The following is a 13,411-nucleotide window of genomic DNA, read 5'->3' on the forward strand; positions in this document are numbered from 1 at the left end:
TCACCGCTCCCGTCAGACTGCAACGCGGAAGCTCGCGGCAGTCGCTATCTCGGAAAGCGGTTTGCGGTCGCTGGGTGCTTCTCTGGCCCGTAATTTTTCCGGGAGGATATCGGGTGCCGCCCTGCGGCCGATCGCTGCGGCCGCCTCGATCCGCCATGCCGCGGGAATGTTCAGAAGCGACCGGGCAAGATCGAAGTCAATGCCGGTCATGGCATGAGCATGATAGCCCAGCAGCGTTGCTTGCAGGGCGATCTGGGCCCAGGCGGCTCCCGCATCGAAGCTGTGCGTGTGCGATGGATTGCCGGAATCGTTCATTGCACATTCCGACACGAAAACGATCAACAGCGATGCCCGACATGCCCAGTCCCGGTTGAACGGCAAGAGTAGAGAAAGGAAATGATCAAACTCGGGATGATCGCGTTGCGCATAGATGAAGCGCCACGGTTGATAGTTGAACGCTGACGGCGCCCATCTGCCGGCGTCGAGAATGGTCAGAATATTGGCATCAGGCATGGCTGATCCATCAAAGGCACGCGGTGACCAACGGTGCAGGAATAATGGGGCAACCGCGCTCGTGCTGGTTCGCGGTGTCGCTGTAATGGAGGCCTCGGTCATGGTTGTGCTCCGGCGACATGTTGATCGTCTGTGAAGCCGATGGGGTGGTCCCCCACGATGTTCACACCAAAGGCGTCCACTCCATATCCTCGCGGCGGCGGCGTGTTGGTCAGGCGGACAATGTCGTGGATGCCCAGATCAGCCAGAATCTGTGCACTGATCCCCAAAGTCCTGATCATCTGATCGCTATACGGATGACTGCTCGGCTCGACTTCGGGCTCGACGCTCAAGTCCTCCGGTTCAATAAGAACGATGACTCCGTGTCCGGCTTCGCCGACATGCATCATGGTACGGTGCAGCAACTGAAAATCCGATCCCGGCACGCTTAGTATGTCTGACCGGCGGGAGAGGCGATGAATTCGGACTGGGGTGGGCGAGGTTGGGTCGATCTCGCCCTTGCACAACACGATTACCTCGCTGTTGTCGATCGCGCTGCGGTAGCGAAGCATGCGCCACTCGCCCCCATATTGTGACAGCAGCGGTTCGTCGCCAATGCGAGTGACCAGATTGTCGTGCCAGCGGCGATACCCGATTAAATCCCGGATCGTGCCGACCTTCAATTCGTGACGCTGCGCGAAGGCGCGCAACTGATCACCGCGCGCCACGGCGCCCGTCTCATCGAGAATTTCGCAGAGCACCGCCGACGGATTCAGTCCCGCGAGCCTTATTATGTCCACTGCCGCTTCGGCATTTCCGGCGCAAGCGAGAACGCCGCCGTCCCGAACCACCACGGGGAAGACATGGCCCGGCACCACAAGTTCATCCGGATCGCGGGTGGAAATCGCGACCGTGATCGTTCGGGCGCGATCCGCGGCGGAGATTCCCGTCGTCACCCCCGTGCGCGCCTCGATCGACACCGTGGCGGCGATGCGGGTTCGCGGCGCCGCATCGCCGACCATCGGCGGCAGTCCCAGTTCGTCGACACGCGCCCGAGACAATGCTAGCCGGATCAACCCGCGCCCGTGCGTGGCCATAAAGTTGATGGCTGCGGGCGTCACCATTTGTGCCGCGATCACCAGATCCCCGGGGCTGTCGCAGCCGATTTCATTGACCATGATGAACATGCCGCCATTTCCCGCCAATGCGATAAGATCGGCGGGAGCCGGAACGAGGGCGCGATCATGAGCCATGGGCGTCGACATCAGTTCCGTGGCGACTGATAGCGTATGCCGAGTTGGTCGAGGTAGGTCGGAAACCTTGAGGGCTGGTAGTAGAATTGCTCCATCTGCGGCCGGATCTGACTCATCAAGTTCGCGTTCAGCCAGATTGCAGGCTTTTGCAGGATCGGATCGTAGTGATCGGTCTTCCTCTGCACATTCTCGAAATAGGCGCGGGCAGCGGTCAGCAATGTCGGGCTGGTCATCGCGTCGAGGACGGTGAGCGCGACTGCCTTGGCCCCCACCGCGACACCCTTGTGCGCGATCGGGGTGGCCATGGCCATGGCGGATTGCTGGTTGTGACTGATAAGGTTGGGGATGTTCGCAGGGTAGAACAGGGTGATGGTCGGAACGGTCCACATAATGTTGCCGATGTCGTCCGATCCACCGTTTACCTGTGTCGGATCCGGTGGCGCCAGCGGGGTGACCGTGGTGCGCAGGCCATCTACCGGACGACCGTTGGCCCGCTGGACTGCTCTGGCGAAGTCCTGGTCGTTCGACGACCAGCGCGGTATCCCGACACGTCTGATGTTGGCGAAGGCCGCCTCTGCCAGCGGCCGATTGCCGAAATATTTTGCGGCATAACCCAATACGGTGTGCTTTACAGTCGTGCCCGTGGCAAGCGCGGCCGCTTCGGCAATCGTATTTCCCGTGTCGTAAAGAGCTCGCACTCCCGCAGACGTTCGGTCGCGGAAATAATACCAGACTGAAGCATGCGCGGGAACAATGTTGGGTTGGCCGCCGCCATCCGTGATGACGTGATGCGACCGCTGCGTGAGTGGAAGATGTTCTCGTCGGAAGTTCCAGGCGGTATCCATGATCTCCACGGCATCAAGCGCGCTGCGGCCTTCCCAGGGGCTAAGTGCCGCATGTGCGGATTTTCCCGAGAACTTGTATTCCACGGACACCGCCGCAGTAGTGCCGATGTCGCCGTAATTGGTCGTGAAACGATCGCTGACATGGACGAAGATACAAGCGTCGACATCTTTGAAGACGCCTGCCTGAACGTAATAGGCTTTGCTCCCCAGCAACTCCTCCGCGACGCCAGGCCAGATCAGCAGGCGACCGGGAATATGATGTCGTTCCATCACGCGCTTGACGGCAATGGCGGCCGCCACGATTAGCGGCATACCAGAATTGTGTCCTTCGCCGTGACCGGGCGCACCCGCGACCATCGGTGACACCGTGCTGACGCCCGGGCGTTGCGACATGTCGGTCAGTGCGTCGATATCGCTGCCCAGCGCGATCAGCGGACCGCCTTTGCCCCATGTGGCGATAAAGGCGGTTGGAATTCCCGCGACGCCCTTCTTTATTTCGAAGCCGTTTTCAGCCAGCCTTTGTTGAAGGAGATCCGATGTTCGAAACTCCTGGAACCCCGGCTCGGCAAAGGAGAATATCTGGTCGACCATGACCTGAATATTCCTGGCTTGCGCGTCGATCGCAGCGACTGTTTCGGCGCGTTGATCGCCGCCGCCGGCCTCGGCGGGGCTGGAGGTCATGGCGACGCCGGCCAATGCCAGCGCCATGCCCAACTTCCTCCGGCGGTACACCTGCCCGATCCTGCCGATCGCGCGCATGTTAGAATTTGGTTTCCAGCGACACGCCATATGTTCGCGGCTCGCCGGGAGAAGAGGAGGTGCCGACCGTTGCCGCCGTCAGTATGACGGTGTAATACTTATTGGTAAGATTGCGAGCCCAAAATGTAATCTTATGCCTGTTGTCAAAGTTGAGCGCTACTCTCGTGTTGATGAGTGAATAGGCATTTTGGAACAGAACATTGTCTGGTTCGGGGTAATAGCCATTATTATAGGAATAGGTGAGATTGAAATCCGCCGAGACGTTCGAAGCGACCGGCAGCGAATAGTCCACCGCGGCATTGCCGGTCCACCGTGGGGCGCGATACAATTCGTTCCCGCTGGCGTCCCCGACCACGACGGAATTGCCTCCGCCGGGGAGGGGAACGGCAATGGCAGCGCCGGGGAAGGAAATATATTTGCTGCGAAGGTATTCAACACTGCCGGACAACCGCAGCCTTGACGTTAGCAACGCTTCGGCGTCGATATCGACACCATATACCTCCGCGCGCGCGGCGTTACGGATAGTCTGCGTTCCGAGCACGAACTGACTGAGCTGAATATCCCTGAAGTTGTAATAGAAGGCCGCTAGGTTGAGTCGAAGACGCCGTGCGAAGAGGCTTTATTTCAAGCCGACTTCATAGGCGTCGAGCACTTCCGGGCGGACGGGCGGACTGGTCAGCGAACTCGGATTGTATGCGCCGCTGCGGAAGCCTCGATTGTAGCTTACATATGCGAGCACGTCCTTCGCGAGATCCTGGTCGACGGCAATTCGCCATGTCATCTTATTGAAAGTCGCGTCAGTATCGTCGGGTACGACATAGGTGCTGGCCACGGTTGTCCCGTCCGCGGCGTAATTAATCTGCCGGCCCGACAAGCCGCGCTTTTCGGAATTGTAGCGGGCGCCCAGTGTAATGCGGGTATGCTGCAGCACCGGGTAAGTCGCTTGTGCATAGCCGGCAAAGGATCGCGTCGTTTGGGTTGCGAAAATGTCACGGAAGAAGGACCCGGAAAACGCGATCCACTGCCGGCCGTTCGCGTCGAAATAATATAGGCCGGCGGTCCATTCCAGCGAGCCTGGTGATCCTCCGTTCAACTGCAGCTCCTGGCTTATCTGCCGTTCTTGAACGCCGGTGTCGAACCGGAGCGTGGGTGCGGGGCTGACGTCCGCATCCAGCGCGAAACCATAGTTGGTGCGGCGATAGGCAGTGATGCTGGTGAGCGTTATATCGTCGAAATCGTGTGCGATGGTGAGGCTCGCTCCACGCGCCTTGGACCGGAAGAACTGATCGAAGGTGGTGGACACTCCATAACGCGGCCCGACGTAGGGCTGCCCGTTGGCGGCCAGGAAGCCATCCGCCGTGCGGACGGCTAGGCCCGTGTTCGAATCTCGTTCGCTGTAATCGCCGGCCAGCGTGATGCGCGTATCCTCGCCGGGCGTGAACAACAGCTTGCCGCGGGCGAGAAAACTGTCGGTCGTATTCACGTTGTTGCCAGTGACGGTATTGTAGCCCCAGCCCTTGCCCTGATTGCGATAATCCAGGACGAGATCGGCCGCGACCCCGTCAACGATGCCGCCCGTGAGATAGCTGCTGGCGGTTACGGTGTTGAAATTCTCATAGCCCACCTTGGCCGAGAACCCTGGAGTGGACGATGGGTCGCGGGTGATGATCTGAATTAATCCGCCGGTGGCGTTGCGGCCGAACAAGGTGCCTTGAGGGCCCTTGAGCACCTCAACGCGCTCGACATTGGCGAGGCTTTCCATGGCGTCGGCCTTCGAGCCGTAATAGACGCCGTCGACATAAGTGGCGATTGAACTCTCGGTGCCGGGACCATTGCTCGAACTGCCGATGCCACGGAGGAATGGGGAGTTGAGGCCGACACCGCGGGCGACAACCAGACCCGGGGTCACGCTCGCGAGGTCAGAAGTGTCTTCGATGCCTGAAGCCTGCAGTGTTTCGCTTGTAAAGGCCTGCACGGCGATTGGCACCGACTGAAGCGATTGTTTCCGACGTTGCGCGGTCACGACGATATCGGCCAAACCTTGTTCGGCGGGCTGTCCGACATCGCTCTTTGCGGGAGGTGATGCCGGTGTCTTGTCGTCGGTAGCCGGAAGCTCCTGCGCCATGGCCAAGTTCGGCAAGAACATTGTCAGGCAAGTCGACATCAACGCCGCAGTGATACCGGTCCGCATGGCTCATCCCCTTTGATGCAGGACGCATCGATTCCGAATGTTGGCAGGCTGATCTTTACAGATCCGTAAGTCAACTGGAAATTACGGATCGGAAATAGGTTGCAAAATGGATGCTTCGAGCTGGGCGCGTTCCATCCGGTATAACAAGGCGGCTTTGGCCCGTTGGCGCGGATGAGCGGAGCAATAAGATCTGCGCGGGGATCAGCGGCCACCGCCAATTCCACCGCGGGCCTGAGAACCTACCGGATCGCTGCGGACCAGCAGATGATCGTGCATCGCTCCCTGGCGTCAAGCACGTCAGAGTGCGACCGATCGGTGACGACCAGAAACTGATGGGCCGTCACGGCGCAGGTTTCCGCCGCGGAGGTTGCCCGAAGCGATCCGGACTCAACAAAATAGACCCGATCCCTTGCAGCTTGCTGGAAGCATGCTCGTGCGCCCGCGTCCAAAACGATGTGCGACATCGTCATCGCCGGGGTGTCGAACATTACGCGAAGCGTGACCCCGTCGTCGGTACCGGCAAGCGGCTGCACCTCGTCTACGTTGCGGAACTGCGGGATCGGGCATACGGGAAGCGCCTGCTGCGCCGCAATCTGCTCGGGAGTCAGCAAATGGCTCCATGCGTCGACCCTGGCCGGTCCGAAGCCACAGATAGAGTTATAAGCCGAGGTGACGGTGAATCGCTCCGTCACGGCGCCCGCCGGTCGCCACATGAACATGCCGCCGCCGAAGTCAACGGCCTCTCCGCCGTTCACCATGCGCGCATTGCCCGCGACGGTGTAGCAGAATTCATCCCGGTCGTAGGCATAGGGTCGCGCGTGATCCATGCCGGCCGCTGAATGATTGTATCCGAGATCGAGGCTCGCCGGGCCGCCGCGCATCGCTGTCAGGATGCGGCGGTGCACCTGGCGCCCGGCCCGATGATCGGCTGAAGAGCGGTTGACCGTGGGGTCTATGTCCCGGGGATCGACTACGTACATGAATAAGCTCCGACCGGATGAAGAATGGGCATGCTAACCGCGATATCGGTTAATCCCGCAGTGCATCGCTCGCCGTCTCAACGCCTAGAACCAGCACGAGAATGAGGATCGCCAGCAAACACACCATCAGGCTGAGCATGATGCCGGTGCCGCCGTACGAGGCAAGCAATGCCGCCATCGCAAATGGCGCGATGATAAGGGAGATTCGGGACACCGTCAGCGCGAACGAACTGCCTCTCGCGCGCAAGCGGGTGGGAAAGAGTTCCGGGAGATAAATGCCCAGGATGATCGTGCAGATCAGATTTATCAGCGCCATCAGCACAAATGCCGCGGGGATCAACCCGGTATCGCGGTCCATATAGGCGCAGGCGCCGGCACAGGTGGTCGCCAGCAGGGCGGATACGCCGAGCGCGCGACGTCGGCTGGCGCGGGCCATGATGAAATAGCCGATAAGGCTGCCCAGGGGCGCGCCGAGCATGATGACAAAATTGTCACCCAGCCCCTGCAGGACGGGACTGCGGGCAAGCAGCAGAGTGGGGAGCCAAGCTACGACGCTATTGCTGGTCACCGTCGCTGCGACGGCCAGCCCCGTGCCCAGGATCAACCGGCGCAGCAACGGGGGACGAAAGAGATCAATCGATTGCGCGGGCGGTGCGGATAGTTCCAGGGTTGCCCGGCCCGCCGCCGCCGCAACCGGGTAAGTCGGCGGCCGCGCGGCGATGCGGGCAAAGGCGTGAGCGGCACTCTCGCAATGCCCCTGTACATCCAGCCAGCGAGGGGATTCGGGTGCGAAATGGAGGCCCAGCATCAGCAGCACGCCCGCCAGAACGGGCAGGAAGAACATCAGCCGCCACATGCCCATCGGCAGCAGATAGTAAGCGACAACCGATGCGACGGTCGAGGATGCCGCTACCACGATCCCGGCCCCACTGATCCACGGGCCACGGACCCGGGCGGGCAATATCTCGCTCAGGTACACATAGCCGATCGTGGGAATGCCGCCCATGCCCATCGCCGCGATCACGCGCGCGACGACCAGGAACGCCATGGTCGGCGCGACCATGCAAAGCACCGTGCCGCCGGTCATCAGCCCGAAGCAGATTTGCAGGACGCGCACACGACCGATGCGGTCGGCCAGCAGTCCGGCCACGAACACGCTTATCGCGGCGCCCACACCCGCGGCCGCGAAGAACATCGAATTCAGGGTCACCGTAGTCCAGCCGGTGTGGAGAAGACTGGCTGCGATGGCGCCGCCCATGGTCAGATCAAAGAAGTCGACGAACAGCGCAGCGGCGATCAGGCAGAACAGCAAGCGGTGTCGCGCGGTCGGCGCCAGCCCATCCAGCGCCACGCCGATCGTGCTCGGCGTGCCCTCGCCTTCGGGGGAGCGTGCGGGAAAGGCCACTAGCTATTCCGCCCCCGTCATCGCTCGCTCTCGCGAGCTACGGTGTAGCGATTGGGGACGGCGGGAAGGCCCAGATTGCCCCGAAACGTGGTCGCTTCATATTCAGTCCTGAACAGCCCCCGTTTCTGGAGGATCGGAACAACCAGTTCATAAAAGTCCTGCAATCGCCCGACCGAGGCGGTCAGCATGAACCCGTCGACGGCGCCGGCATTGAACCAGCGCTCGCAAGCATCGGCGACTTGCTCCGCGCTGCCGATAAAGTCCGTGCGGGGGATCGCGAACCGGTGCGCCACCTGACGCAGCGTCAGCTTTTCCTCCGCCACGATCTTTCGGATATAATCGACCTGGCTGCGATAGGCGTTCTGGCCGACATCGCCCAAATCGGGGAACAATGCATCAGGATCATACTGGCTGAAATCGTGATAGCTGAAGATAAAGCTTACCCAGCCCAGGCTTTCTTCATACCGCATGTAATCGCAGGCGTTCTTGTACTTGCGCTCCGCATCCTCCTGCGTTTCGCCCACAATCGCGTCAATGCCGGGCATGAAGACGATATCTTCGACGGATCGGCCGAATGAGACGGCGCGACGCTTTACGTCGTCATAATAGTCCTTGGCCTCCTGCATCGACTTGACCAGGCCGAAGATCGCGTCGGCGGTTCTCGCGGCAAGATCGCGCCCGCCTTCCGACGCGCCCGCCTGGAACAGCACCGGATGACCCTGCGCCGAGCGTGCGATGTTGAGCGGTCCGTCGACGCGAAAGAATTCGCCCTTGTGCATCAACGGATGCAATTTGGACGGATCGAAGAATACGCCGGTGGATTTGTCCGGCGTAAAGGCGTCGTCCTCCCACGAATCCCACAAGCCCTTCGCCACCGCGACATGCTCGCCCGCGCGCCGATATCGATCCTCGATCGGCGGCAGCGTATCGAGGCTGTGATTGTAGGCGGCTCCCTCCAGCGCGGAAGTTACGACATTCCATCCCGCGCGGCCGTGGCTGATGAGGTCGAGCGAGCTGATCTGCCGCGCGGCGGTGAACGGTTCGGTGAAGGTAGTCGATAAAGTGCCAACCAGGCCAATGTGCGAGGTATGCGCGGCCAGCGCGCCGAGCATCGTCATTGGCTCTAGCCGGTTCAGAAAGTGTGGCGACGACGTGGGCGTGATCGAAACGGTGTCTGCGATGAAGATGAAATCGATCTTCGCGGCCTCGGCGCTCCGCGCTTCCGCGATGAAGCACTCGATGTCGGTGCTGGCATGGGGATCGATGTGCGCCCTGCGCCACCCCCAATGGGACCCGCCAATGCCGTCCAGCATGGCGCCCAGCTTCATGAAACCCGACCGCATCCGTCTTCTCCCATTGGCGCCTTTGGCAATCGTATCGGCAATGCGAGCGACCGCGTTTCAACTCGCCGGTGGGATCATACCTGTACGGATCGGTAAGTCAAGGCGACCTGGGCTCAGGGAAAAGGGCAGGCCAATGCGCTACATGCACATTTGGAGCGGCGGATTTATCGACCATATGCCGATCCGAAGATTGGCCGGGCCGAAGAGAGCCTGGGACAAGGGCAGGTCGATCGCATGCTGGCGGCGGGGCGGTTTGCGACGACGGCTCGCGCCGATCAGAAACGGTCCATCGCCTGTCGACCGAGCGCGGTGAGTATCGGGAAACTTTTTACGCGTTCCCGGGCGTGCGCGGACGATGCGGTGCCGCGCGCGACCCGGCCCTTTATGCCGTGAAAGATCGCTGCGATGCGGAAGTAATTGAATGCTAAGTAGAAATCCCAGTTCGGAATCCCGGTTCGGCCCGTTCGCGCGCAATATCGGGCGATATATTCCTCTTCGGACGGTATATTGAGCGCGGCGAGGTCCGCGCCCGCCAGTCCTGCCAGAATATCAGGTGGCATCCGGTACATCAGCGCGTGATATGCAAAATCGGCCAAGGGATGACCGAGCGTGGACAATTCCCAATCCAGCACCGCGACGATGCGCGGCTCGGTTCGATGAAAGATCATGTTGTCGCAGCGAAAATCGCCGTGGACAATGCTGCTCTCGTCATCATCCGGGATCGCGGTGGGAAGCCATTTGACCAACGCATCCATGTCGGGATCGCGGCCAGCGTCCACGTCCTCCAGATACTGTCTGGACAGGCGGCCGATCTGGCGAGCGAAATAATTGCCGGGCCTGCCATAGTCCGCCAGCCCGAGCGCGGAAAAGTCGGTCTTGTGCAATCTCGCCATGGCGGCGTTCATTGCATCAAAATAGGCGGGCCGCGCCGCATCGCCGACTCCGGGAAAGGCCGCGTCCCAAAAGATGCGGCCTTCCACCATCGACATGACGTAGAACCAGCTGCCAATGATGCTGTCATCCGTGCAAAGGCCATAGACGCGGGCGACTGGAAAGCCGGTGTCGCCCAGCGCGGTAAGGATTCGCGCTTCCCGATCCACGACATGTGTGCCCTTGCGCATTTCGCCTGGCGGCTTGCGACGCAGCACATAGCTGCGACCGGGGGTCACCAGCTTGTAGGTCGGGTTGGATTGACCGCCCTTGAACTGCTCCACGCCAAGCGGGCCACGATAATTCTCGACATGGCTCGCCATCCAGCGATCGAGCGCCCCCTCGTCGAACCGTGAGCCTTCACGCACCGGCGTGGTGCCGGCATTGGCATCCTGGCCAAGCGCGCTCATGTCGCGACCGATCCGCTCGTCTGCCACTCGCGCTTTATCTTCTTGGCCAGGCTCCATTTGTGCACTTCGGTTGGCCCGTCGTAGATTCGGAAGGCGCGGATTTCGCGAAACACCTGTTCGACGATGGTGTCGTCGGTGACACCTGTCCCCCCCATCACCTGCACGCATCGGTCGGCCTCGCGCATCAGGGCTTCCGATACGGCGACTTTCGCCATCGAACTTTCGGCCGTGCCTGTCGCGCCTCCGTCCAATATGCCGGCGCACCAGTCGATCATCAGTTCAGCTTGCTTCAGGTCGATTAAATTCTCCGCCAGCATGAAGCCGACGCCTTCATGGTCTATCAGCGTCTTTCCGAAAGCAGTGCGCCGGTTGGCGTAATCGGTCGCGATCTCCTGCGCCCGCAAACAGGCGCCCAGCCAGCGCATGCAATGGGAAAGTCGTGCGGGACTGAGCCGTACCTGCGCATATTCAAAGCCCTCGCCCGGCCGCCCAAGCATCTGGTCGGCCGGTACCCGCAGGTTGTCGATGACGACCACGGCGTGACCGCCCGGCATCGAACTGTCGATCGTCCTTGGAACCCGTTCGATCCGGATCGCCGGATCAGGCAGGTCGACGAGGAACATGCACGCGCCCTTGTCCGACTTTGCCATGATGATGCCGGTTCCGGCACCGTCGGCGCCGGTGATGAATGCCTTGCGCCCGTTAACGATCCAATGATCGCCTTCCGGTCGGCAAATAGTCTTCATCATTGACGGATCGGATCCAGCGCCGCCTTCGTCGGCCGGCTCGGTCATGAAGAAGGCGGATCGTTTGCGGCCCTCGATCATCGGCTGCAGGAAGCGGGCCTTCAGTTCAGGGCTGCCGACCGCGCCGAGCAGAAACATGTTGCCCTCGTCGGGACCTGCTGTGTTGCATGCGATCGGGCCGAGCGGCGAGAGGCCGGAGCGGATTAGGACGATCGCGGTCTCCCGCTGCGTGAGATGACTTCCGTCCCGCAGAATATGGGGCGTCAGCACGCCGGCCGCGCGCGCCTTTTCCTTAAGCTCGGTCACAAGCTCTTCGGCGGGGCAATCATGATGGTCGCGCCGGGGATCGCGTTCGTAAGGGACGACCACCTCGCGGACGAAGGCTTCGACCCTGGCGGCGATCGCAGCGGTCTTTTCGGGGCCGGCGCTCACTTCGCGGCCATCCCGATCGCGCCATCAAGACGGATGGCTTCACCGTTTAGCGCAGGGTTGGCGAGGACCTGTTCCGCCATCATCACATATTCCTCGGGCCGACCTAACCGGCTGGGGAAGGGGGCCTGTCGTCCGGATGAATCCTGGGCTTCCTGTGGCAGCGAGGCGAGCAAGGGCAGAAGGAGGCCGGGTGCGATCGTCACCGCGCGAGTACCGTATCGGTCGAACTCGCGCGCGATCGGCAAAGTCGTGCCTGAGCCGGAAGCGCCACCCGTGACGATTGCGGGCAATCTTCTCATATTCAACAGAAAATTCCTTTCGGGTTGAATTGGGTTCGATGGTCAGGGTGGTGGCAACGCCCCGCCGATGCATAGTGCGGCCGGCTCGCGCCTGAGGCCGCGATTCTGCAACGCCTCGATCAGGGGCGTCAGGATTCGCGCAACGATGACGACCACATCGTTCAACATCTGGAACGGCCCGGCCATGTGCGATTACAACGCACGCGCGATGACCATTCGTTGGATATCCGACGTGCCTTCGTAAATCTGACAGACGCGGACATCGCGGTAGATTTTCGCGACCGTGAACTCTTCCAGGTAGCCATGGCCGCCAAGCGTCTGGATCGCACCGGATGCCACTGCTTCCGCCGTTTCGGACGCGATCAGCTTCGCCATCGATGCTTCCTTCAAGCAAGGTTGGTGAGCATCCTTCATCGCTGCCGCATGCAGCACGAGCTGGCGTGCGGCTTCGAGCCGGGCGGCGAGATCGGCCAAACGAAAACCGACAGCCTGATGGTCGATGATCGGCTTGCCGAAGCTGGTGCGAACCTTGGCATAGTCGATCGCTACGTCGAGAGCGGCTTGCGCCATGCCGATGCACTGCGCGGCGATGCCTATCCGGCCGACTTCCAGATTCGCCAGCGCGATCCCGTAACCCGCGCCTTCCCGGCCGAGCCGGAGGGAAGCGGGGATGAAGAGGTTGTCGAAGCGAATGGCGCAGGTGTCGGAGGCCGCCTGGCCCAGCTTGTACTCCACCTTGTCGACGGAGTAACCGTCGCTGTCGGTCGGCACGATGAACCCGGTAATTCCGCGCTTGCCGGCATCCGGCTCCGTCACCGCATAGACGATAGCAATGCTGGCGATTCGCCCAGATGAGATGAACTGCTTGGCGCCCGTCAGGCGATAACCGCCTTCGACCCTGACCGCACGGGTCCGAATGGCGGCGGCGTCCGAGCCGGCGTCCGCTTCGGTAAGGGCGAAAGCGCCGATTGCCTTGCCCGTCACCAGATCGGGTAAAAAGCGCGCCCGTTGCTCAGGCGTGCCGTCATTGACCAGGCTCGCCACGATCAAGCTGTTCTGGATGCTGAGAATCGTGGAGAGTGCGCCGTCCGCGGCGGCTATTTCCATCAGCGCCAGCGCGTATGAAATATAGTCGGTCCCCGCGCCGCCGACCGATTGGGGAGCTGTCATGGCCATCAAGCCAAATTCGGCCAATTGTTCAAACAATTCCGGCGGAAATCCCCGTGATTCCTCATAGGCGCGCGCGTTGGGCCTGATCCGGTCCTGCGCAAAAGCGCGGACCGCATCGCGAATGGCCGATTGTGTGTCGGATAGGACCATAACACT

General features: G+C 61.3%; 11 protein-coding genes and 1 pseudogene. All 12 read right to left on the reverse strand.

Features of this window, described 5'->3' with window-relative positions; all coding sequences use genetic code 11:
* Positions 1-12: 12 nt before the first annotated feature.
* The gene (locus tag F9288_RS09735; protein ID WP_254621150.1) at positions 13-615 is read right to left on the reverse strand and encodes a nitroreductase family protein; all 603 of its coding nucleotides are present in this window, start codon (positions 613-615) and stop codon (positions 13-15) included.
* Complete coding sequence (locus F9288_RS09740; protein WP_174836433.1) at positions 612-1,757, reverse strand: 3,4-dihydroxy-2-butanone-4-phosphate synthase; 1,146 nt, start codon at positions 1,755-1,757, stop codon at positions 612-614. The genes F9288_RS09735 and F9288_RS09740 overlap by 4 nt, the downstream gene beginning before the upstream one ends.
* Positions 1,757-3,298 carry an amidohydrolase gene (locus tag F9288_RS09745; protein ID WP_174836434.1) on the reverse strand — a complete coding sequence of 514 codons (1,542 nt, stop codon included), beginning with the start codon at positions 3,296-3,298 and terminating at the stop codon, positions 1,757-1,759. Before F9288_RS09745 ends, F9288_RS09740 begins: the two co-directional genes overlap by 1 nt.
* 52 nt (positions 3,299-3,350) lie before the next feature.
* A pseudogene (locus F9288_RS09755) lies at positions 3,351-5,540 on the reverse strand (TonB-dependent receptor).
* Between the two features lie 239 nt (positions 5,541-5,779).
* Entirely contained in the window at positions 5,780-6,520 is a 741-nt protein-coding gene (locus tag F9288_RS09760; protein ID WP_174836436.1) for a hypothetical protein, read from the reverse strand.
* A gap of 49 nt (positions 6,521-6,569) precedes the next feature.
* Entirely contained in the window at positions 6,570-7,925 is a 1,356-nt protein-coding gene (locus F9288_RS09765) for an MFS transporter (RefSeq protein WP_174836437.1), read from the reverse strand.
* A gap of 17 nt (positions 7,926-7,942) precedes the next feature.
* Complete coding sequence (locus tag F9288_RS09770) at positions 7,943-9,268, reverse strand: LLM class flavin-dependent oxidoreductase (RefSeq protein ID WP_174836438.1); 1,326 nt, start codon at positions 9,266-9,268, stop codon at positions 7,943-7,945.
* A 275-nt stretch (positions 9,269-9,543) separates the two neighbouring features.
* Positions 9,544-10,608 carry a phosphotransferase gene (locus tag F9288_RS09775; RefSeq protein ID WP_174839006.1) on the reverse strand — a complete coding sequence of 355 codons (1,065 nt, stop codon included), beginning with the start codon at positions 10,606-10,608 and terminating at the stop codon, positions 9,544-9,546.
* Complete coding sequence (locus F9288_RS09780) at positions 10,605-11,786, reverse strand: acyl-CoA dehydrogenase family protein (RefSeq protein WP_174836439.1); 1,182 nt, start codon at positions 11,784-11,786, stop codon at positions 10,605-10,607. Before F9288_RS09780 ends, F9288_RS09775 begins: the two co-directional genes overlap by 4 nt.
* A complete protein-coding gene (locus tag F9288_RS09785) occupies positions 11,783-12,076 on the reverse strand; it encodes a hypothetical protein (protein WP_217482617.1) in 294 nt (97 codons plus the stop codon). The genes F9288_RS09780 and F9288_RS09785 overlap by 4 nt, the downstream gene beginning before the upstream one ends.
* A gap of 51 nt (positions 12,077-12,127) precedes the next feature.
* Entirely contained in the window at positions 12,128-12,271 is a 144-nt protein-coding gene (locus F9288_RS09790; RefSeq protein WP_174836440.1) for a hypothetical protein, read from the reverse strand.
* Between the two features lie 6 nt (positions 12,272-12,277).
* Positions 12,278-13,405 (reverse strand): acyl-CoA dehydrogenase family protein, encoded by a 1,128-nt coding sequence (locus F9288_RS09795; protein WP_174836441.1) that lies wholly within the window; start codon positions 13,403-13,405, stop codon positions 12,278-12,280.
* Between the last annotated feature and the right edge of the window lie 6 nt (positions 13,406-13,411).

Source organism: Sphingomonas sp. CL5.1 (assembly GCF_013344685.1).
Classification (GTDB): Bacteria; Pseudomonadota; Alphaproteobacteria; order Sphingomonadales; family Sphingomonadaceae; genus Sphingomonas.

Excerpts from the sequence above, each read along its gene's own strand:
- F9288_RS09770 (WP_174836438.1), bottom strand. The coding sequence starts at position 9,268 with ATGCGGTCGGGTTTCATGAAGCTGGGCGCCATGCTGGACGGCATTGGC.
- F9288_RS09795 (WP_174836441.1), bottom strand. The coding sequence starts at position 13,405 with ATGGTCCTATCCGACACACAATCGGCCATTCGCGATGCGGTCCGCGCT.
- F9288_RS09790 (WP_174836440.1), bottom strand. The coding sequence starts at position 12,271 with ATGGCCGGGCCGTTCCAGATGTTGAACGATGTGGTCGTCATCGTTGCG.
- F9288_RS09740 (WP_174836433.1), bottom strand. The coding sequence starts at position 1,757 with ATGTCGACGCCCATGGCTCATGATCGCGCCCTCGTTCCGGCTCCCGCC.
- F9288_RS09760 (WP_174836436.1), bottom strand. The coding sequence starts at position 6,520 with ATGTACGTAGTCGATCCCCGGGACATAGACCCCACGGTCAACCGCTCT.
- F9288_RS09775 (WP_174839006.1), bottom strand. The coding sequence starts at position 10,608 with ATGAGCGCGCTTGGCCAGGATGCCAATGCCGGCACCACGCCGGTGCGT.
- F9288_RS09735 (WP_254621150.1), bottom strand. The coding sequence starts at position 615 with ATGACCGAGGCCTCCATTACAGCGACACCGCGAACCAGCACGAGCGCG.
- F9288_RS09745 (WP_174836434.1), bottom strand. The coding sequence starts at position 3,298 with ATGGCGCTGGCATTGGCCGGCGTCGCCATGACCTCCAGCCCCGCCGAG.